This is a genomic window from Paraburkholderia podalyriae, assembly GCF_014397785.1.
Classification (GTDB): domain Bacteria; phylum Pseudomonadota; class Gammaproteobacteria; order Burkholderiales; family Burkholderiaceae; genus Paraburkholderia; species Paraburkholderia podalyriae.
On the sequence record NZ_VZQQ01000008.1, the window covers coordinates 233,680 to 254,375 of the forward strand.

23 protein-coding genes and 1 pseudogene are annotated in these 20,696 nt (G+C 63.1%); 12 read left to right on the top strand and 12 right to left on the bottom strand.

Annotation, left to right across the window (positions count from 1 at the left end):
* The first annotated feature begins 638 nt into the window (after positions 1-638).
* Positions 639-1,493, top strand: coding sequence for a PA4780 family RIO1-like protein kinase (locus F6X42_RS12250; protein WP_187634461.1), 855 nt, complete (start codon positions 639-641; stop codon positions 1,491-1,493).
* 234 nt (positions 1,494-1,727) lie between these two features.
* Complete coding sequence (locus F6X42_RS12255; protein WP_187634462.1) at positions 1,728-2,039, top strand: DUF4148 domain-containing protein; 312 nt, start codon at positions 1,728-1,730, stop codon at positions 2,037-2,039.
* Positions 2,040-2,194: 155 nt separating this feature from the next.
* On the opposite strand, the gene arsN2 is transcribed toward F6X42_RS12255, so the two are convergent.
* From arsN2 to F6X42_RS12295, 9 genes and pseudogenes are all read right to left on the bottom strand, one after another.
* Positions 2,195-2,632, bottom strand: a complete 438-nt coding sequence (arsN2, locus tag F6X42_RS12260; protein ID WP_187634463.1) for an arsenic resistance N-acetyltransferase ArsN2 — start codon at positions 2,630-2,632, stop codon at positions 2,195-2,197.
* Between the two features lie 2 nt (positions 2,633-2,634).
* A pseudogene (locus F6X42_RS43985) lies at positions 2,635-2,855 on the bottom strand (ArsC/Spx/MgsR family protein); the annotation flags it as partial.
* Between the two features lie 20 nt (positions 2,856-2,875).
* A complete protein-coding gene (gene arsB, locus F6X42_RS12265; RefSeq protein WP_187634464.1) occupies positions 2,876-3,946 on the bottom strand; it encodes an ACR3 family arsenite efflux transporter in 1,071 nt (356 codons plus the stop codon).
* A gap of 23 nt (positions 3,947-3,969) precedes the next feature.
* Positions 3,970-4,464 carry an arsenate reductase ArsC gene (locus tag F6X42_RS12270; RefSeq protein ID WP_187634465.1) on the bottom strand — a complete coding sequence of 165 codons (495 nt, stop codon included), beginning with the start codon at positions 4,462-4,464 and terminating at the stop codon, positions 3,970-3,972.
* Between the two features lie 28 nt (positions 4,465-4,492).
* Positions 4,493-4,975: an ArsI/CadI family heavy metal resistance metalloenzyme gene (locus F6X42_RS12275; RefSeq protein WP_187634466.1), complete on the bottom strand. Its 483-nt coding sequence runs from the start codon at positions 4,973-4,975 to the stop codon at positions 4,493-4,495.
* On the bottom strand, positions 4,972-5,307 hold the full coding sequence (locus tag F6X42_RS12280) for an ArsR/SmtB family transcription factor (RefSeq protein WP_187634467.1): 336 nt from the start codon (positions 5,305-5,307) through the stop codon (positions 4,972-4,974). Before F6X42_RS12280 ends, F6X42_RS12275 begins: the two co-directional genes overlap by 4 nt.
* 103 nt (positions 5,308-5,410) lie before the next feature.
* A complete protein-coding gene (locus F6X42_RS12285) occupies positions 5,411-6,709 on the bottom strand; it encodes an SUMF1/EgtB/PvdO family nonheme iron enzyme (protein ID WP_187634468.1) in 1,299 nt (432 codons plus the stop codon).
* Between the two features lie 125 nt (positions 6,710-6,834).
* Positions 6,835-7,491 carry a helix-turn-helix domain-containing protein gene (locus tag F6X42_RS12290; protein ID WP_187634469.1) on the bottom strand — a complete coding sequence of 219 codons (657 nt, stop codon included), beginning with the start codon at positions 7,489-7,491 and terminating at the stop codon, positions 6,835-6,837.
* Positions 7,492-7,815: 324 nt separating this feature from the next.
* Positions 7,816-8,283, bottom strand: coding sequence for a universal stress protein (locus F6X42_RS12295; RefSeq protein WP_187634470.1), 468 nt, complete (start codon positions 8,281-8,283; stop codon positions 7,816-7,818).
* A gap of 81 nt (positions 8,284-8,364) precedes the next feature.
* On the opposite strand from F6X42_RS12295, the gene F6X42_RS12300 reads away from it, so the two are divergent.
* On the top strand, positions 8,365-8,544 hold the full coding sequence (locus tag F6X42_RS12300; RefSeq protein WP_187634471.1) for a hypothetical protein: 180 nt from the start codon (positions 8,365-8,367) through the stop codon (positions 8,542-8,544).
* A 19-nt stretch (positions 8,545-8,563) separates the two neighbouring features.
* Entirely contained in the window at positions 8,564-9,253 is a 690-nt protein-coding gene (locus F6X42_RS12305; protein WP_187634472.1) for a FadR/GntR family transcriptional regulator, read from the top strand.
* Between the two features lie 55 nt (positions 9,254-9,308).
* Here F6X42_RS12305 and F6X42_RS12310 read toward each other — a convergent pair whose 3' ends face one another.
* Complete coding sequence (locus F6X42_RS12310) at positions 9,309-9,902, bottom strand: acyl-homoserine-lactone synthase (RefSeq protein WP_187634473.1); 594 nt, start codon at positions 9,900-9,902, stop codon at positions 9,309-9,311.
* Between the two features lie 154 nt (positions 9,903-10,056).
* On the opposite strand from F6X42_RS12310, the gene F6X42_RS12315 reads away from it, so the two are divergent.
* Positions 10,057-10,374 (top strand): helix-turn-helix domain-containing protein, encoded by a 318-nt coding sequence (locus tag F6X42_RS12315; RefSeq protein ID WP_187634474.1) that lies wholly within the window; start codon positions 10,057-10,059, stop codon positions 10,372-10,374.
* On the opposite strand, the gene F6X42_RS12320 is transcribed toward F6X42_RS12315, so the two are convergent.
* Positions 10,358-11,062: a helix-turn-helix transcriptional regulator gene (locus F6X42_RS12320; protein ID WP_187634475.1), complete on the bottom strand. Its 705-nt coding sequence runs from the start codon at positions 11,060-11,062 to the stop codon at positions 10,358-10,360. The two genes, F6X42_RS12315 and F6X42_RS12320, sit on opposite strands and share 17 nt — an antisense overlap.
* A 583-nt stretch (positions 11,063-11,645) precedes the next feature.
* Here F6X42_RS12320 and F6X42_RS12325 point away from each other — a divergent pair.
* From F6X42_RS12325 to araD, 7 genes are all read left to right on the top strand, one after another.
* Positions 11,646-12,635, top strand: coding sequence for a dihydrodipicolinate synthase family protein (locus F6X42_RS12325; protein ID WP_187634476.1), 990 nt, complete (start codon positions 11,646-11,648; stop codon positions 12,633-12,635).
* Positions 12,632-13,576 (top strand): SMP-30/gluconolactonase/LRE family protein, encoded by a 945-nt coding sequence (locus F6X42_RS12330; RefSeq protein ID WP_187634477.1) that lies wholly within the window; start codon positions 12,632-12,634, stop codon positions 13,574-13,576. The genes F6X42_RS12325 and F6X42_RS12330 overlap by 4 nt, the downstream gene beginning before the upstream one ends.
* 248 nt (positions 13,577-13,824) lie before the next feature.
* A complete protein-coding gene (locus F6X42_RS12335) occupies positions 13,825-14,994 on the top strand; it encodes an extracellular solute-binding protein (protein WP_187634478.1) in 1,170 nt (389 codons plus the stop codon).
* A gap of 171 nt (positions 14,995-15,165) precedes the next feature.
* Positions 15,166-16,245, top strand: a complete 1,080-nt coding sequence (locus tag F6X42_RS12340; protein ID WP_187634479.1) for an ABC transporter ATP-binding protein — start codon at positions 15,166-15,168, stop codon at positions 16,243-16,245.
* Positions 16,242-17,129 (top strand): ABC transporter permease, encoded by an 888-nt coding sequence (locus F6X42_RS12345; RefSeq protein WP_187634480.1) that lies wholly within the window; start codon positions 16,242-16,244, stop codon positions 17,127-17,129. The genes F6X42_RS12340 and F6X42_RS12345 overlap by 4 nt, the downstream gene beginning before the upstream one ends.
* Positions 17,129-18,070 carry an ABC transporter permease gene (locus tag F6X42_RS12350; RefSeq protein ID WP_187634481.1) on the top strand — a complete coding sequence of 314 codons (942 nt, stop codon included), beginning with the start codon at positions 17,129-17,131 and terminating at the stop codon, positions 18,068-18,070. Before F6X42_RS12345 ends, F6X42_RS12350 begins: the two co-directional genes overlap by 1 nt.
* A 31-nt stretch (positions 18,071-18,101) precedes the next feature.
* Complete coding sequence (gene araD, locus F6X42_RS12355) at positions 18,102-19,838, top strand: L-arabinonate dehydratase (protein ID WP_187634482.1); 1,737 nt, start codon at positions 18,102-18,104, stop codon at positions 19,836-19,838.
* A 182-nt stretch (positions 19,839-20,020) separates the two neighbouring features.
* On the opposite strand, the gene F6X42_RS12360 is transcribed toward araD, so the two are convergent.
* On the bottom strand, positions 20,021-20,473 hold the full coding sequence (locus F6X42_RS12360; protein ID WP_187634483.1) for a DUF3005 domain-containing protein: 453 nt from the start codon (positions 20,471-20,473) through the stop codon (positions 20,021-20,023).
* Positions 20,474-20,696 lie beyond the last annotated feature (223 nt).

Here is a 20,696-nt window from a genome sequence, read left to right on the forward strand (position 1 = left end):
TACCATGCTCCGCGAACCTTAGGAAACGCTTAGCTGCTCCCTCCGCGTCCGTTGGACGTGGGGCGACGTTCGGCTATCTGCGTACGTTCACACAGGCCTGAGAAGCCAAAGCCGCGTGTCGAACCGGTAACTCGATCTATAGCAACTTTCTCTTTGTGATGAAGAGCGTCGCATCGCTTTTCGTGTCGCTGCTCGCAAAACCAGCTGTCGAGACCGCATGCTTGAATGTCCGCGTGTCCGACTCCTGCTCCGCCTGACCGACAAGTGCTGTGCTAGTTGAACGACTGCGAAAGACTTGCCGCCTGACTCCAAAAGATGAATGACCGCTGGACCCGGAGAGCCGCCATTGAGGTGAAACGCGGTCGAGCGTCCGGAGCGGGTCGAGGGCGGTCCGTCGCGGCAAGCGGCGAGCGCCTTGGAGCTGCGCCGGCAACGCATCTGCGCCGGAGATTTGCGCCGCCTCGTCCTCGCCCTCCCTTATAATCCGGCATGACTCCATCCATTTCCCACGCAGCAAGCTTACGAACGGTGCCACTCGGCACTCGGTTCATCGGTTCGTTCATCGCACATACCTCAGCGGGCTATTCGTCACGCACGCACGCGGAGTACACGCCCCGCGAGCCGCACCTGGCGGTCGTATGAAAATGCCCAAACGGCTTGTGCCGCTTCTCGAAGAAGGCCTCATCGACGAAGTTATCGGCCAGTTGATGAGCGGCAAGGAGGCAACAGTCTACGTCGTGCGCAGCGGCAACTCGACGCGTTGTGCAAAGGTCTACAAGGACGCGAAGCAGCGCAGCTTTCGGCAGGCCGCGTCGTATCGGGACGGCCGCAAGGTCAAGAACAGCCGGCAGGCGCGTGCGATGGAAAAAGGGACGCGCTACGGCCGTCAGATGCAGGAAGCGTCATGGCAGAACGCCGAAGTCGACGCGCTGTTCCGGCTCGCCGACGCGGGCGTGCGCGTGCCGCAACCCTATATCTGTACCGATGGCGTGTTGCTGATGGAACTGGTGGTCGACGGGATGGGTGACGTCGCGCCACGCCTGAACGACGTCGATCTGACCGAAGCGCGCGCCCTGGAACTGCACGCGCTGCTGCTCAACCAGGTTGTCCGAATGCTCTGTGCGGGCGTGATTCACGGCGACCTGTCGGAATACAACATCCTGCTGGCAGCGGACGGGCCGGTGATTATTGATCTGCCTCAAGCCGTTGATGCGGCCGGCAACAACGACGCGGCTGCGATGCTCAAGCGTGACGTCGACAACCTGGCCGTGTACTTCGGACGGTTCGCACCGGAAATACTCACCACGAGCTATGGCGCGGAAATCTGGACGCTGTTCGAAGCAGGCCGACTGCATGTCGATGTCGAATTGACAGGCCACATCGAAGTTGACACGCGAGTTGTCGACCTCGATGGTGTGCTGCAGGAGATCGAAGCGACACGTCTTGAGGAAGACGCGCGATTGCGGCGACAGCAGGAACTGAGCGCAGGCTAGTAACCGCGTTCGATGTCGCCGGAGATGGCACTGAAGAAGAACTTCGTAGTATGAAGGGCACAAACCGGGCGAGAAGGTTCAGACGTCTGGCATCTACAAGGTGGTGAGAGAAGGCGACGCCGGCTCCGGCTTCGAAGTGACATGCGTCGAAGGCGAGCATTTTCCACCCGCACGCAACGGCAAGCGTGCGCACTACGAGTTGGTTCATGGCGCGCGCAGGGAAGGAGACCTACTATGAGAATTCGGCCTGGAACGCAGTCAATACTTCCCGCTCTGGTGATTTTGCTCGCCGGGTGTGTCGCTGGTGGCATGCCGTATACCGGGCCGCACCTCACTCCGACAGAGTGCCGCGACCTGGCGGCGCTCAAGACAAACGCGCCCCCTACGATGGCGCAGCACCAAAGCGAACTCGCTGCCTTGAGGAAAGCGGGCTACGACCCGTCACCGTGGTTTGATGATCCGTATTACCCGGATGATCTACAAGCGGCACAGCGCCTGGTCGACTATTGGTTCCAAACCGAGTGCCAGCACCTTCAACCCGGCTGAGATAGAGAGATCGAGGACCGACCCCGGATGTCACCGCGGGGCCACTTGCACTCATTGATCATATTGTGTTCGATAGGCTCGTTTGAATCTATCAACAGACATTGAACGCGGTCGAAGAGCCGATCGTCACGTGCAATGGCGCGCGGTGTGATTGCTCATGCGATGTGCTTCCTCATGCACACGGCGGTAGACGCGCAGAGCCGCATGAATTGTGCCGTTTCGCGTACTTCATCCGGCACGTCGACCCGCTCGACTGCGCTGTAGCCGTGATGTTCGAAAAATTGTCGCGCGCTCGTTGTGAGCAACCACAAGCTGGCATAGGTGCACGCCTTGGCTTCCCGTTCAATAGCCAGGAGCAGAGACGTGCCGAGACCCGTTGCACGCAGATGCAAAGCGACAGCCAGCGATCTGAGCAACGCATCAGCGCCCAAAGGTTCCAGACCGACGCTTCCAACTATCGCTCCTCCTTCGTCGACGGCAACGAGAAACCCCGGTACCGGTACAGTTGGGACGTCCTCAGTCGGCAACGCACACGTTGCCAGCAGGCTTCTGATCCCGACGAGATCGTCATCTTCGGCAGCTCTTATTTTCATGACGGGTTGTCCAGAGGCAGTTCGGCGTAGGGAGTGCCCTTCTTACCCAGCAAGTCGCGCACGCCCAGCCTCGACTGGCAGATGAGCTCGACCAGCCTTTCGCGGGACGGCGGACGATTCAGGTATTCGATGACGGTGGGTTTTATGCCCGCGTTGCGGATCGTCGCGATCGTGTTTCGCGAGTTCCGCAGTGCGGGTTGTGATAGATGATGACTTCGTTCATGTGATTGTTTTCCGTAACCTTCAGGCGCACTCGTACCAGTTCTTCGAGCGGTTGACGATGCGTACAACAAGCAGCATGACCGGCACCTCGATCAGCACGCCCACGACAGTCGCGAGCGCGGCGCCGGAATTGAAACCGAACAAAGCGATTGCAGTGGCGATGGCCAGCTCGAAGAAGTTCGATGCGCCGATCAGGGCAGACGGGCAGGCAATATTGTGCTTTTCGCCGACCGCACGATTAAGCCAGTACGCCAGCGCCGAGTTGAAGAGCACCTGGATCAGGATCGGCACGGCGACCAACACGATCACGAGCGGCTGCTTCAGGATGGCTTCGCCCTGGAAGGCGAACAGCAGCACCAGCGTAGCGAGCAGCGCCGTGATCGACCAGGGACCGATTTTCGCCATTGCTGCCTCATAAGCAGCCTCTCCACTGGCGAGCAGCACCTTGCGCAGGATCTGCGCGAGGATCACGGGAATGACGATGTAGAGCGCGACCGACATGAGCAGCGTCGCCCACGGCACAGTAATGGCGGAAATGCCGAGCAGCAGGCCGACGAGCGGCGCGAACGCGACCACCATGATGCTGTCGTTGAGCGCGACCTGTGAGAGCGTGAAGAGCGGATCGCCGCCCGTCAGACGGCTCCAGACGAACACCATCGCCGTGCAGGGCGCGGCGGCCAGCAGGATCAGCCCGGCCACATAGCTGTCGAGCTGCGCGGCGGGCAGCATCGGCGCGAACAGGTGCTTGATGAAGAGCCACGCGAGGAACGCCATCGTGAACGGCTTGACGAGCCAGTTGACGACGAGCGTGACGCCAATGCCCTTGATGTGCTGACGCACTTCATGCAGCGACCCGAAATCGACCTTGACCAGCATCGGGATGATCATCACCCAGATCAGCAGCCCGACCGGCAGGTTGACCTGGGCGTACTCCATGCGCCCGATCGTCTGAAAGACGCCAGGCAGCACCTGGCCGAGCAGGATGCCCGCGACAATGCACAGCGCGACCCACACGGTCAGGTATCGCTCGAAGAAGCTGATGGCCGGTTTAGACGCGCTTTTGCGCGCAGCGGCGATGTTGGGGGTATTCATGGGGCAAATCGATGGAAAAGGGTTCAGCTTTGCAGGATGTCGTCGAGTGCCTGCTGAAGCTCGGCATTGCCCAGACGGTCCAGGGGAAGTTCAAGCAGCTGTAGCATGCGATAGCCGATTGCCTGGCGTGTCAGTTCGAACGCCTGACGTTTGCCTTCGTCGCCGCCGGGTGCGTTCGACGGGTCGGCATAGCCCCAGTGCACCTTGACTGGACCACCGGGCCAGAACGGACACTGCTCGGCAGCCGCGGTGTCGCACGTCGTAATGACGATGCGCATGGGCGGCGCGCCATCCTGCGCGAATTCATCCCAGCTCTTGCTGCGATAGCCTTCGGTATCGATGCCGGCGTTCGTCAGCGCTTCGAGCGCGAACGGATTGATGCGGCCGCTCGGGGTACTGCCAGCGCTGAACGCGCGCACGTCCTTGCCGAGCTTGCGTGCCCAGTGGTTGAGCATCCCTTCAGAGAGCACGCTGCGCGCCGAGTTGTGCGTGCACAGGATCAAGACGTTGGTCGTCATACGCTCCTCATTGAATTGCGCGCCGGACTCAGCAGCACGACGAAGACCCGACCGGGACACCGACCGATTTGCCCGACGACGGAGCGCAGCACGCTGCGACCTCAGAAGCAGGTGCACTGTTCTGCGCATTGCGTGACTCGCCGAATACCGGAATGTCGTTCAAAGTGTGATACGACTCCCATGCGATGCCCTGCGGATCGACGGTCCAGTACTTGTCCGAGTTCGCATAGCAGCAGGCCGTGCCGATTTGCGCGTCGACCGGCAACGCGGCGCCTTCGAGCCGGCAGTGCATCTCGTCCAGCTCGGCTTCGTTTTCGACCTGAACGCCCAGATGGTCGAGTCCTGGCGTGGCGCCGCGTTGCGAGATCGCGAAATTGACGCGCGGGTCGTCGAGCATCCATTTCGCGTAGTCGCTCTTGACGACGGTCGGTTCGGCCGCAAACAACGCTGAGTAGAAGCGGACGCTCGCATTGAGATCCGTGACGGCGATGTGAATGTGAAAGCGCTTCATGACTGCCTCTTCCTGGAGGGAGAACACGCTGATGCCGGCGAACAGGGGTTGCCGCCACAGCAGTTCTCGGTGAGATAGACCAGCAGGCCGTTCATAGTTTCGAAGTTTGCGCAGTAGTAGACGAACCGGCCTTCCTGCCGACTGGTGACGAGCTGCGCATGAGACAGTTCCTTCAGGTGGAAGGAAAGGGACGACGGCGCGACATCCAGCAGCGTGGCGATCTGGCCGGCGGGCATGCCTTCGGGGCCGGCCTGCACCAGGGCGCGAAAGACGGCGAGCCGCGACTCGTGCGCGAGTGCCGCTAGAGCGGCGATGGTCTGGTTTGTTTCCATATTTCGATATTAGTCGAAATATGGAGGAGATGACAAGAATTACCCGCTTGACCTTCCTGACTAATAAAGCGGAAGACGAAGAAAGATCTCAGCTTCCGCTTTATTAGTCACAACCCCGCACACACCGAAATCCCGCGTACACATACTGATAGTGCGGCTGAAACCAGTTGCGAAACTCCGGCCGCAGCATGCACAGCGCGGTACGCGCCGAGCCGCCCTTCAGCACGTAATGCTGCCCATCGAAGAAGTTGGCCGAATATCCGGGATAGAACGGAAACGCTTCGAAGCCCGGCAGCGCTTCGAATAGCGTGGAGGTCCATTCCCAGCCGTTGCCGAACTGACCTTCCGCGCCGAACGCGCTGACGTTGTCCGGATGCGCGTCGACGGGCCGTGGATCCCAACTGCGGAAATCGAAATTCCCCGATGTCGCTTGCGGCGCACCGTGCGCCGCGCGTTGCCATTGCGCCTCCGTCGGCAGCGCTTTGCCGGCCCAGCGCGCATAGGCGCTCGCTTCGGCGTGGCTCACGTAGACCGGCCAGTCGAGCGGCAAGGGCACGTCGTCGAACATCGTGCGCAGCGTCCATGCGGCGCGACCGTCCTGCGCCGTGCGTTGCGACCAGCCGGCAGGGTGTTCGATGTGTTCCGCTTCCTTCCACGCCCAGTCCTTCGGCGACCACCACTTCGGCTCGCGGTAACCGCCGTCTTCGAGGAATTCGAGGAACGCACCGTTGGTGACCATGTATCGATCGATCTCGAACGCGGGCACGTCCACGCCCAATTCGCCGAACTCATTGTCCCAGCCGAAGCGGCCGGCCTCGCGTGGCATGCCGAGCACCGTTTTGCCGGCTGGCACGCTGACCATCGACGACAACGCGTCGCGCCGCTCCGCGCGTGTCACTACCGGCTCGCGCAACGCGGTGTTCTTCTGCGCGAGCGGCAACTGATGGAGCATGTAGGCGAGCGTTTCAGCATGCATCAACCGATGCTCGATCGCGACGTTCAGCAACTGCACGGCCGCCTCGTCGCGCGCCGGGTTGCCGGATTCGCCGAGCGCGGCGTCGATTTGCCGTCGCGCGCGCGTCGCATACTCGCGCACGCGGTCGAGCGACGGCCAATCGCCGGGTTGATCCGTGGGAAAGCCGCCGTCTACCGGATCGATGCCGAAGGCGAACAGCTGGTCGAGTTCCGGCGCGAAAGCCGGCAGATCGAACAGACGCTGGTCGAGCAGATTGCGATCGAACGCTTCGAGATGGCCGATGTAGAACACGACGCGGTGACGCTCGCGGATCGGCCGTTCATAGAGGTAGTCGGGTTTGACGATCGCAAACAGGTCGTCGGTGACTTGGCGCGCGTCGAGCAGGCGCTGCACGAGCGGATGATGCGGGACAGGGTCGCGATTCATTGGGCCGGGTCTCCATGCAACACGGTTGCCGTGGGGGAACGATCGGAAAACTGTACCCCCTCGCAGGCGGCGTGCCAAGACGAACGGCACAACCGCTCAGCCAGCCAGCCCGCCAGCCCGCTCGCTCAGACCTGCCGCAACCCTTCGAGATCGACGATGCGAATATGTTTGCCCTGCGTGTCGATCAGGCCGCGCTTTTGAAATCTTGACAGGGTGCGGCTGACGGTTTCAAGCGTCATGCCGAGATAGCTGCCCATGTCTTCGCGAGTCATGCGCAGATTGAATTCCGACCACGAGTAGCCGCGCTGCGCATTGCGCTGTGACACGTCCAGCAGGAAGGCTGCGACGCGTTCGTCGGCGGACAGCGAGCCGAGCACCATCATCTGCGCGGCCTCGCTGACGATCTGCGCGCCCAGCAGCTTGTGCATGCGCTCCTGGATCGAACCGATTTCGCGGCACAGCAGCTTCAGCGCGCTATAGGGGACGATGCACACCGTGCTGTCTTCCAGCGCGACGGCGCTGCATGCATGGACGTCCGCGCTGATGCCGTCGAGCCCGAGCGGCTCGCCGGCGAGACGCAACCCGGTGACTTGTTCGCGGCCGTCGCGATGGATCATCACGGTCTTCATCGAACCCGAACGCACCGCGTAGATATTGTCGAAGCGCTCGCCGCTGCGATACAGCGCTTCGCCGCGCGGCACCGAGCGCGCCGAGCAGATCAGCGTTTCGAGCTTCGGCAGTTCCTCCGCCGACAGCCCCTGCGGCATGCAGATCTGACGCATCGAACAGCTCGAGCAGCGCGCGGCGGTGCGTGCGGTTGCGCGTGACGCCACGGCCTCGCGGCTGCCGCGCTCGGCGTTGCCGGCGGAGCGGGTCGAGGAACGGGTAACAGCAGTAGGAGTCGGCATCTTCTGCGCGCGCTTATCGTAGTAGTGAAATTGTCCCACCGGCTATGACACGCAGCTGGCGGCAAAGTGACGCTTGCGGTGCTCGGATGTCCCGAGCGACGGCACGTGCTCTTGCGAAAGTGGGAAGGTGAGTCGCCGTGGGTGAAGACGACGGCTCGCGTCGATGAGTGGCGCGCCGCCCTGCGCATGATGAAAGAGTCAGGCGGGTTCCTTGTCGGTGCCCGCGGCGGACGGTATCAGCAGAACCGGCAGCGTGGCCTGGCGCACGCAGCGTTCGGCGACGCTGCCGAGAATCAGCCGCTGAAAGCCACGTCGGCCGTGCGTGCCCATCACGAGCAGGTCGGCGTTGAATTCGGCCGCGGCCTGCAGCACGATGTCGGCGACATCGCCGAGCGACGAAGCCTCGGAGACCCCCGGGTCACCTTGCACACCTTGCTCGGCCATTGCTTTCGAAAACTCGGCGCGCAACTCCTGGCCTTCCTCGATCAGACGGTTGCGCAGGATCGACGGGTCGTAGCCGGGCGCCTCGAAATACATCGGCGTATTTTCGACGACATAATATGGCCGCAACACCGCGCCATTCGATTTGGCGAGATCGAGCGCCGCTGCGAACGCACGGCGCGAGGTATTGCTGCCGTCGACCGCTACAAGGATGCGTGTGTACATATCGGCTCCGCGTCAAAAATGCGTCTGCCACTTTGCTAGCCGCGGCAGGAATTATTGATGTTTTATACCAATGAAGCTTAGATGATGGCCGGAAAAGATGCACCGCACCAGGATGTAAATCAAACATTTGCCAAATATTCCGCGCCCGCCGCCAAACTGGCGGGCGCGGCGGCGGCGCGCGCGAGCGGCCTCGTTTGCTTACAACCGCACAACTTTGCTGAAGCCGAAACAGGGTTGGCCTTACAATCAGGCCATATTTGACAAGTTGGCCAGTCCGCTGATGAACGATCGAAAAACTAAGGGCTTACCCGACCAGATCTACGGCGACATTCTCAACCGCATCCTCGAAGGCGAGTACAAGGAAGGCGAGCGATTGCCGACCGAGCACGCGCTGGCCGAACGTTTCGCCACGTCCCGGCCGACCGTGCGCGAAGCGCTTGCGCGATTGCGGGCCGACGGCATTATCTCGACGCGGCACGGCTCGGGCACGACCGTCGAGCGGCGGCCCGATCCGGATGTGCGCCGCTTCGCGCCGCTGGAGACGCTGTCCGATATTCGCCGCTGCTATGAATTTCGCATCGTGACCGAGGCGGGCGCGGCCGCGCAGGCGGCGCTGAAGGCCGATGCCGACGACATCGCGGCGATCCAGCATGCGTGGGACGAACTCGAGCGCATCATCGAGGCGCAGGGGATCGGCGCCAAGGACGACTTCCTGTTCCACCAGGCGGTCGCGCGCGCGTCGAAGAATCCGTTTTTCATCACGGTGATGTCGTTCATCGAGGAACAGATCCTGTTCAGCATGAACCTGTCGCGCAATCTGTCGCTCGTCAAAACGGTGGAACGGCAGAGGCTGGTGCAGGCCGAGCACATGGCGGTACTCGACGCGATCCGCCGCAAGGACGCGGCGGCCGCGGGTGCCGCGATGCGCGCGCATCTCGAGAACGCGCTGGAACGGATGTTCGGCTCCTGAGCCCGCGCGCGGGTCAGCGCATCGCGACTTTCGTGAGGCCGCGCTCCGGCGCCGTTCAAGCCGCGACGGCGACCGGCCCGAACAGCGAGGTCAGTGTCTTGGCGCTCACCGCGACGTCGAGCGCGACGGCCCGCTCGACGCCGATCTGCAGCGGCGGCCCGAGCCGGCTGATGTCGAGGCCGGCTCGGCGCAGCATCCGCTCGATCGGCGTGGTGGTGACCGTGACGTAATGCGTGATGCCCATGCGCTGCGCGAAGCGCATCACTTCCTGAATTGCACGGATCGTCATATCCGTGAAACCAAACGACTGTTCCTCACCGCCGGTTTCGATCGCCCAGCGGCTCAGCTCCCAGATGTGCCGCCCGACCGGCGCGGCCGCGCCATGCAGCAGCTGCGGGAAGGTGTCTTTCAGCATGTTCGGACCTTCGGTCGGCATCAGGCGCCAGCACCCGCGCAACCGTTGATCTTCGCCCTGAATCAGCATGTAGTACGGCCCGAGCGCGTCGTAGCCGTCTATCTCCATCCCCGCGATGGTCGGAATTTCCCAACCGAGCCGGCCGTGAAAGACCCGGGCTCGCAGGCGGTACATCTCATTGATCAGCTGATTGTCGAATTCCTGCCGGAGTCCAATTCGGATCGTGGTTTGCATGACGCTCTCCTGTACGTGTTGGGGGTGCCAGTTACGCAGGAAAACTTATGCATTCTGAATCTTTGTGCCACCTACCTACCTGGATAGGTGTGGATGCTTATCGGGTATCGCAAAATTCAAACACGTATCCGCCCCCAACCTACAAGGCTCCGAAATGGAATTCCTCGACAATCACTGGCAACCGCAAACCCACCTCCAGGCGCGTCCTTCGGAGGTCTCTTCGGCAGTGGATCGCGTTCTGATCATTGCCTACCGGAAGAAGAAAAAAGAGAGCCAGCGCCGATTCTGGGCTCGCTTCGGCGTCACGCAGTCGCGCGGCAGCCGCTTCGAGTCGGGCGCTGAGATCCCGGCGCCGGTGTCGATCCTGCTTGGCCTGTACTTCACCAAGACCGTGTCGGACGCCGATCTGGGCCGCGCTGAGCGCGTGATGTACAGCCGCGATGCGGCCGCGCTGCTCAACCCGGGTCAATAAGCCCTAGCTGCGCGGCGATCACGGCTGCCGCGCGCCGCGAATTCACGCCGAATTTCGCCCTGATGTTCTTCATATGGAAGTTCACGACGGCTTCCGAGCAACTCAGGATGTGGGATATCTCCCAGGTGGATTTGCCGCGTGCGGTCCATTTCAGACATTCGCGCTCGCGCGGCGTGAGCTTCGGCATCAGGGTCTGTGCGTGCGAATTCAGATGCTGTTTGCTGGTGTCGATCACCAGGTCACGCAACAGCACGAGGTTCGGCAAGGCGGCGTTCACATGACGCCTGAACCCGTCAGACGGGTTGTCGTCATTGACGAAGCACATCATGCCGGCTTCCTGATTCGGCCCGTGAATCGGCAGCGTCACGCCGGCGCCCAGGCCAAACGAGCGAGCTTCCTCGTACAGGGATTGCTGTGCCGGGGTGGCGAAAATCTCTGGCGTCCAGATCAGCGGCGCGGAGCGTGACAGGCAGTGCGCGACCGTCGGGTCGATATGCACCATGCCTTGCTCGTCATACGCTTGGCGCCATGCCGGCGCGTAAGTGCTGCGCAGGTAAGCGTCCTCGAGACGCATGGTCGGCCGCGGCAGCATTGCGACCAGAATCCTGTCGAAGCCCCACGTTTCGGCGAGGCCCGAAATCGCGCCGAACCATTCCGCCTCGTCGGCGGCGTCCAGTAGCGGTGCCATCTGCTCGATAAAGTGTAGCGACAATTTTTTGGCTCTCTCGGGCTCGCAAACATCTCGTTCGCGGTTATTGGCGGGCACTGCGGTCCGCTCTTTTGGTCCGCATAATCTATCACTAAAAACCGGGGCGCAATGCGCCGACGCTCTGCGGGGTAAACGATAGCCGCCGCGTGACAGGAACGGCGGCGTTGCCCATCATTATGCTGATTGAAATAATCTTTAGCCCGCCCGGGATTCCGGGCGAATAGTGCGGCTAATCGGCGCCCCGCGATCGCATTTTAAGGTGTTCGATTGACAGCATTATTTCCGTCACACTCTTTGAATTAATCCCATTTACCCGATTATCTGGGAAAGCGGGTTATTGCTCGCCGCGCGTCCTGCTCGCGCAAAAAGAGGCTGCGGCGCCGATGCCACACGGCGTGCCGGCCGGCTCCATTGTTATACAAAAGGAAATTTGGTGATCTGCGCCGGGCAATTCGACGCCGGCCGCCACGACGGGCTATCGTTACGCGCAAGTTGTTTGACAACATTGTGATGCCGATGCTACCGTGAAACCTCCGCCTTGTACGTTTCCGCGTCGACCATCATGAACGAATCCCCGCTTCGCGACGCCGAGTTCGCCGCGTCGGTCATGGCCGTGCCGCCGCTCGCGCGGCGCGCCGACTACACGCTCGACCCGGTTCAGAATCTCGCGCTGATCCGCCACATCGAAGCGGGCGGCGTGCGCACGCTACTGTATGGCGGCAACGCGAACCTCTATCACGTCGCGCTCAGCGAATACCGCGAGCTGCTGGAGCTGCTCGCCGACGCAGCGAGCCCCGGGACTCGCGTGATTCCGGCGCTCGGTCCCGACTACGGCAAGATGCTCGATCAGGCGCGCATCCTCGCGCAGACGCGTTACCGCACCGCGATGGTGCTGCCGCTCGGCGGCTTTACCACGTTCGAGGGGGTCGAGACCGGCCTCACGCGGGTCGCCGACACGGCCGGCATGCCGCTCACGGTGTATCTCAAAAGCGAAAACTACGTCGATGTCGATACGCTCGCGCGGCTCGTCGAGCGCGGTACGTTGAGCGCCGTCAAATATGCGATCCCGCGCGACAATCCCGCTGACGATCCGTATCTGCGCCGGCTGCTGCAACGCGTGCCGGCCACGAAGATCGTGTCGGGCATGGGCGAGCGGCCGGCGCTCGTGCATCTGCGCGAGTTTGGACTCGCCGCCTGGACGACCGGTAGCGGCTGCATCGCGCCGAGCATGGTGATGGCGCTGCTGCGCGCGGTGCAGAGCGGCCAGAGCGGGCAGAGCGCCGGTCGCGCTGACAACAACACCGCCGAACGTCTGTACGATGCGTTCATGCCGCTCGAAACCCTGCGCAACGACATCTCGCTAATCCGCGTGTTGCACGATGCGATCTCGTTCACGGGCCTCGCCGACATGGGGCCGCTGCTGCCGCTGCTCAGTTCGACACCGCGCGAGCATCATGCGAAGATCGCGCAGACCGCAGGCACGCTACTCGCGCTCGAGCGCGAGTTCGCGCGCACCCAATCGAACCGCTCCGACAGGCAGACCACCGCATGACCGACCACAGCCGACGTTATCCCGATCCCTCCATCCGCGTGTTCGATTCGCGCTTCAAGTCGCTGATCCTCGCGTCGGCGTCGGTCGAATGCTTGTATCAGGGCACGCGCTGGTCGGAGGGACCGGTGTGGTTCGGCGATGGACGCTATCTGCTGTGGAGCGACATCCCGAACGACCGCATCCTGCGCTGGGACGAAACGACGGGCGCGGTCAGCACGTTCCGTCAATCGTCGAACAATGCGAACGGCCATACGCGCGATCGCGAAGGGCGTCTCGTCAGTTGCGAGCACCTGACGCGGCGTGTGACGCGCACCGAGTACGACGGCTCGATCACCGTGCTCGCCGATCGCTATCAGGGCAAGCGCTTCAATTCGCCGAACGACGTGGTCGTGAAGTCGGACGGCTCGATCTGGTTCACCGACCCGAGCTTCGGCATCGACGGTTTCTACGAGGGCGAGCAGCAGCAGTCGGAGCTGAAAGCATGCGTGTATCGGATCGACGGCCAGTCGGGTGAGGTGTCGATGGTCATCGACGACGTGCTCGGTCCGAACGGTCTCGCGTTTTCACCGGACGAATCGCTGCTGTACGTGGTCCAATCGCGCGGCGAGCCGCGCAAGATCCGCGTATTCGATGTCGAGGCCGATGGCAAAGGCACGACGCTGTCGAACAACCGCGTGCTGATCGACGCGGGTCCGGGCACACCCGACGGTTTTCGTGTCGACGTGCACGGCAACTTGTGGTGCGGCTGGGGCATGGGCACCGACGAGCTGGACGGCGTGCGCGTGTTCACCGCGCGGGGCGAACCGCTCGGCCATATCGCGCTGCCGGAGCGTTGCGCGAACGTGTGCTTCGGCGGACGGCATCGCAACCGTCTGTTCATGGCGGCAAGTCACGGCTTGTATTCGCTGTTCGTGAATACCCAGGGCGTGCGCGGCGGCTGAGCAGTTGTCCGCTTACCAAACAACCTGTGTTGCAACTGCGGCGGGTGCTCGGGTTTGCCCTTAACGCGCGTTGCCAGGCGTTGAGCAGCAAGGATTTCACGTAAAACAAGCCGTTTTCGCGCACCACCCGCACGCTCGACTATTTGCTTGACATCGGCTGTTGCGCTTCGCTATGTTCCATTGGTAGAAAGACACCGCCCGCACCGCATCGACCGGTGGGCTTCCATACCAAGAAGCGAGGAGACGCAATGACTGTTTCGCGCAGGTTGTCGTTCAAGCTGGTATCCGTATGTATCGCCGCGAGCGCGGTGTACTCCGTTGCCGCGCACGCGGCCGATCCGGTCACGATCAATATCGTCGACGTAGCCGGCGATCTTCAACTCACGCAGAAGGGCTTCGAGGCGTTCAAGGCGAAGTATCCGAATCTCGTCGCGAACACCACGTTCACGAACGCGCCCGCGCCGCAATTGCCCGGCAAGATCAAGGCGATGCAGGCCGCGGGCCGCTCGGACATCGACCTCGTGCTGACTGGCACCGACGCGCTCGCGGCGGGCATCGAACAGAACCTGTGGATCAAGCTGCTGCCCGACAACGCGGCGCAGTTCCCGGGTGCGCTCGACAAGTACGCGCCGGGCCCCCGCAAGATGCAGGACCTCGCGCAAGGCTATGGGCTCGTGGTCGCGTATATGCCGGCCGGTCCGCTGCTCGAATACAACCCGGCCAAGGTCAGCGATCCGCCGAAGACGCCCGAGCAACTGTTGCAATGGTGCAAGGCCCACCCCGACAAGCTGATCTACGCGCGCCCGGCCAATTCCGGTCCTGGCCGCACGTTCCTGATGGGCTTGCCCTACGTGCTTGGCGACAAGGACCCGCAGGACCCGGTGCATGGCTGGGACAAGACGTGGGCGTTCCTCAAGCAGTTGAACGACTGCATTCCGTACTATCCAGGCGGCACCTCGGCGGTGATGAAGGAACTGGGCGAAGGCACGCGCGACATGACCGTGACCGTGACCGGCTGGGACATCAATCCGCGCGCGCTCGGCATCGTGCCGGCCGAATTCCGCGTACAGCCGTTCGACAACATGACGTGGGTCAACGACGCGCACTACATGGTGGTCCCGAAGGGCGTGCCGAAGGAAAAGCTCGACGTGCTGTACAAGATGATGAACTTTATGCTGGAGCCCGCGCAGCAGGCGCTGACCTACGACGACGGCTACTTCTATCCGGGTCCGGCGATCAAGGGCGTCACCGTCGAGCAGGCGCCCGCGCATAGCCAGGAGGTACTGCAAAAGTATGGCCGGCCCGAATACGCGAAGATGTTGGCCGATCGTCCGCATGCTTTGCCGCTGAACGCAGCGGCGATGGTCGCCGCCTTCAGGAAGTGGGATAGCGACATCGGCGCGCAGAAGACCCGTTAGGCCTTCACCATTGCGACGGAAAACGAGGCGAAACGCAGCGCGGCGTGAGGTCCCGCCGCGCTGCGTGTTTTCAGCGATCACGCGCGCCTCGGCTTGACTGCCTGATGTGCCGCGCGTACCGCAAGCGCGGCACTCGCGACATCCGTCGCCCCACGCGAACCAGGAAACGCCATGAAGCATCACTTTGAGCAGTTGCGGCTCGATTCGGTGAGCCGCAGTTTCACGAACGCGCAAGGCCACGCGATCGCCGCGCTGCAGGGTCTGGATCTGACGATCCGGCGTGGCGAATTCATCGCGCTGCTGGGGCCGTCGGGTTGTGGCAAATCGACGGCGTTGAACTGCATCGCCGGATTGCAGCCGCTCACCGGCGGCGGCATCTGGCTCGACGCGCGGCGCATCGACGTGCTGCCGCCGGAAAAGCGCGGCTTCGGCATGGTGTTCCAGAACTACGCGCTGTTCCCGCACATGAGCGTGCTGGACAACGTCGGCTTCGGGCTCAAGATGCGCGGCGTCGGCAGAAGCGAGATCGCGCGCCGTGCACGCGAGGCCCTGCAACTGGTGCAACTGACCGGTCATGAGCACAAGCTGCCCGGCCAATTGTCCGGTGGCCAGCAACAGCGAGTCGCGATCGCGCGTGCGATCGTGATCGAGCCGCCGCTGATCCTGATGGACGAGCCGCTGTCGAATCTCGATACGAAGCTGCGCATCGAAATGCGCGCGGAGATTCGCCGCATCCATACCCAACTCGAACGCGCGACGCTGTACGTGACGCATGATCAGGACGAAGCGCTGTCGATGGCCGATCGCATCGTCGTGATGAGGGAGGGCGTCGTGCAGCAGGTCGCGACGCCGAAGGAGGTCTATACGCGGCCGCGCAATCTGCACGTCGCGCGCTTCATGGGCTATCGCAATGTGGCCGAGTTCACGCTGGAGGGCACGCAAGGCGATGGTGTCGCGGTCAGTGCGGACGGCGTGCGGCTCCTCGGCACGCCGATGGCGGGCTTCGACGGCAAACGCGTCAGTGTCGCGCTGCGTCCCGAAGACATGGAGCGCGCCGAGCCCGGCGCCGACAACGCGTTCGATGCGCTGATCGACGCGGTCGAATACGGCGGCCACGATTCGCTGCTGCGCGCGAAGACCGCGTTCGGCGACGTGTGGGCGCGCGTGACCGGCGAATGCGCGGAGGGCGAGCGCATCACGCTGCGCGTGCGGCCGTCGTGCGTGCTCGTCTACGACGCCGAGGCCGCATGAACACGCCGACGCTTGTCCCCCCGCTTAGGTCCCGCGCGCCGCGCGATGCCAAGGCCTGGCTCGTCGCGCCCGCGCTGCTCTTTATCGTCGCGCTGTTCATCTATCCGTTCGCGTATGGTCTCGCGCTGTCGTTCCGGCCGATGAACGGCGGCGGGGTATGGGCCAACTATCTGACGTTCTTCACCGACATGTCGATGTGGCCGACGATCCTCGTCACGCTGAAGCTGTCGGTACCGGCCACGCTGATCAACGTCGGCGTGTCGGTGCCGGTCGCGTTCGCGCTGCGCCGCTACTCGCGTTATCAGAAGATCGTCACGACGCTGCTGGTGATTCCGGTGACGCTCGGCACTGTGCTGATCGCCGACGGCATGCTCACGTACTTCGGTCCGCACGGCTGGTTGCCGCAGGCGTTGCAGGCGCTGCATCTGTACACGCGCGAAGTGCGGCTCACGCACAACTTCACGGGCGTGCTGCTGTCGCTGATCGTGTCGGGCTTTCCGTTCGCGTTTCTGCTGACCCTGTCGTACGTGACCGGCATCGATCCCACGCTCGCGAGCGCGGCCGCGACGCTCGGCGCGAGTCCTTGGCAGCAGTTTCGCCGCATCTATCTGCCGCTGCTCGTGCCGGGGCTTACGATGGCCGCGTGTCTGTCGTTCGTGCAGGCGTTCTCGGTGTTTCCGTCCGCGGTGCTGCTCGGCGCGCCCGCGGGTCCGACACGCGTGATGTCGATTGCCGCGGCCGAAGCCGCGTTCGAGAGCTACGACTATTCGCTTGCGTCGGCGATCGCGATGGTGATGGGCTTCGTGCAACTGCTGGTGGTCGCCGCGCTGCTCGGCGCGCGTCGCTGGTTCTATCGTGGTCCCGCAACGGGAGGCAAAGGCTGATGACGACCGATCGCCGCGCGACGCAGCCCGACTGGTCCGCGTCAACCTCCGCTTCCGCCGCGCCTCAGCCGGGCGACGGCGCGCGCGAGCCCGCGCAGCACGCCCGTCAGCGCGCGAACCTGCCGGGCCGTATCTGGCAGGCGCTGGTGTGGGCCGTGATGGCGTTCTTCCTGATCAACGTCGTGCTGCTGATCGCGACCGTCGCGGTGAATTCGATCGCGACGCGCTGGTTCGGCACCGCGTTGCCGCAAGGCTTCACGCTGCACTGGTATGCGCAGGCGTGGAGCGACTTTCAGCTCGCGAGCGTGCTGTGGGTGACCGTGCAGGTGGTCGGCGCGGTCGTGCTGCTGTCGGTGCTGCTCGGCGTGCCTGCCGCGTATGCGCTCGCGCGCGTGCAATTCACAGGCAAGCGCCTCGCGATGCTGATCTTTCTGCTGCCGTTGATGGTGCCGCCCGTCACCTACGGCATTCCGATGGCGACCGTGATGTACAAGGTCGGACTCGCCGGCACGTTATGGGGCGTGATTCTCGCGAATCTGGTACCGGCGCTGCCGTTCGTGATTCTCGTGATGACGCCGTTCATCGAGCAGATCGATCCGAATCTCGAGGCGGCCGCGCGCATTTTCGGCGCGAACACGTTCCGCTATTTCCGTTATGTGCTGCTGCCGCTGCTCGTGCCGGGTATGCTGGCGGCAGGCCTGCTCGTGCTGGTGCGCACGATCGGCATGTTCGAGCTGACGTTTTTTACGGCCGGTCCGGCGACGCAAACGCTAGTGGTCGCGTTGTATTACGCAGTGTTTTCCACCGGCGTGCGAGCGCCGCAATCGATCGATGCGATGGCGATGATCTATATGGCGATCACGTTGATCTGGGTGCTGATCGCACTTCAATTCGTGAGCCCGACGCAGATCGTGTCCCGCGTGAAAGAACAGAGGCGCTGACCCATGGTCGGCGGCAATCGTGGAGTAGACGTTGACGAAGAGAAAGACCCCCGAGGAATTGCGCAGTCATCGCTGGTACGGCGCGAACGATCTGCGTTCGTTCGGCCACCGCTCGCGCACGGCGCAGATGGGCTACGACCGCGACGAATACGCGGGCAAGCCGGTCATCGCGATTCTGAACACGTGGAGCGAGATCAATCCGTGCCATACGCATTTCAAGCAGCGCGTCGAGGAAGTGAAGCGCGGCATCTGGCAGGCTGGCGGCTTCCCGATCGAACTGCCGGTGCATACGCTGTCCGAGCCGTTCCAGAAGCCCACCACGATGCTGTACCGCAATTTCCTCGCGATGGAAGCCGAGGAGATGCTGCGCTCCTATCCCGCCGATGGAGTGGTGTTGATGGGCGGCTGCGACAAGACCACGCCCGCGTTGCTGATGGGTGCGATCTCGATGGATCTGCCGGCCATCTTTCTGCCCGCCGGACCGATGCTGCGCGGCAACTGGAACGGCGTGACGCTCGGCTCGGGTTCCGATTCATGGCGGTACTGGGCCGAACTGCGAGCGGGCACGCTGACGCCGGATGACTGGCAGGGCGTCGAGGGTGGCATCGCGCGTTCGCCGGGGCACTGCATGACGATGGGCACCGCGTCGACGATGACGAGCGCGGCCGAAGCGCTGGGCTTCACGCTGCCCGGCTTCGCGTCGATTCCCGCGCCCGATTCGCGTCATGCGCAGATGGCCGCGAAAACCGGCATGCGTATCGTCGAGATGGTGTGGGAGGATCTGAAGCCGTCGGACCTGATCACGGCGGCATCGGTCGATAACGCGGTAACGACTTGCGTCGCGCTGTCCGGATCGACCAATTCGGTCGTGCATATGATCGCGCTGGCGCGGCGCGCGGGCATCGAGTTGACGCTCGATCGCTTCGACGAGATCGCGCGCCGTACGCCCGTGCTCGCGAACATCCGGCCGACCGGCGCTTACCTGATGGAGGACTTTTTCTACGCGGGCGGTTTGCGTGGGCTGCTCGCGGAACTGGGCGAACTGATCGACGGCTCGCAGAAAACCGTGAACGGCAGCACGCTCGGCGAGAACCTTGCTGGCGCGCGCATTTTCAACGACGACGTGATTCGCCGCCGCGCGAATCCGGTGCTGCGTGACAGTAGCCTCGCGGTGCTGCGCGGCAATCTCGCGCCCGACGGCGCCGTGATCAAGCCCGGCGCGGCCGAGCCGCATCTGCTCGTGCATACGGGCCGCGCAGTCGTGTTCAACGACTACAACGATATGGCCGCGCGCATCGACGACGACTCGCTCGACATCGACGCAAGCTGCGTGCTCGTGCTGCGGCACGCGGGGCCGGTCGGCGCGGGCATGCCGGAGTGGGGCCAACTGCCGATTCCGCGCAAGCTGCTGCAAAAAGGCGTACGCGACATGGTGCGTATCTCCGATGCGCGGATGAGCGGCACGAGCTATGGCGCGTGCGTGCTGCACGTGGCGCCCGAGGCGTTCGTCGGCGGACCGCTCGCGTTGGTGGAAAGCGGCGATCTGATCGAACTCGATGTGCCGCGCCGCAGGCTGAACGTGCTGGTATCGGATGAAGAACTCGCGCGCCGCAAGGCCGCGTGGGTCAAACCGGCGGCGCGCTTCGAGCGCGGCTATGGCGCCCTGCACCAGGCGCACGTGATGCAGGCTGATCAAGGCTGCGATTTCGACTTCCTGCGGCGCGTCGGCGCGAGTCCCGATGGCTCTGGCGAGCCGGAGATTCACTGACGCTCAGTACCTCACGCGATATTTTCATCCGCAACTCCGTTAAGCGAACCGATATTAAACAAAGCAAGGCACGCACCAGAATTAAACGGTGCGTGCCACGTCATTGCCTGATTAATCGGAATATGCACGGTGATTCTCGAACGTCGAACGCGCGCGTATAAAGGGATGATACGCACACCCGCCTATTTCACCCGATGTAATTCGATCACGCGCGCGGGCCGCAAATGATTGAGCGCGTAGTGAATGCGGCCACGCTCCTGGCGCTGTCCGACCGGACGCGGGTCGTCGTACTGATGGTCGGCCGAGTAGTCGCCAACCGGCTCGGCCATGCCCTTGTCGATGACCGCGTAGCCCGGCTCGAGCGCGAGCAGCAGATGATTGCCGCCGACCCGGCTGTCGAAACCGGCCATGCCGTCGAGCGACTCGGGCACGCTGTTCTCGAGCGTCGCATTGCTGGTCGTGATCGCGTCGGGCGAGATCGCGCCGTGGCCCGCGAGACGGGCCGCTTCGCGGTTCTTGCCGTCGGTGTCGACCGTGCTGTCGTGAGTGCGGTCGTTGTGCACGTCCGTGCTTCGTGGGTCCTTCGGGTCCGGTTTCGTACCGGCGTTTTCCGGTTTGCTAATCGCGCTGTTCATCGTGCATTCTCCTGGGAGGACATGGTCGAAGAAGGGAGCAAAAGCCGTTCCGATTGGCACGGCGCCGCTATGCGCGGGCTTCGCGATGCGTTCTCCGCCATACTCCGATGCGAGTGGCGTTGCCTCGCGATTGAGTGGCGATGAACTCCGCGATTCACTTCGTTTTTTTTTAATGGACGCGTATTTTCTACAGAGTATCATCTTACTCCTGCGAGCGATGCGC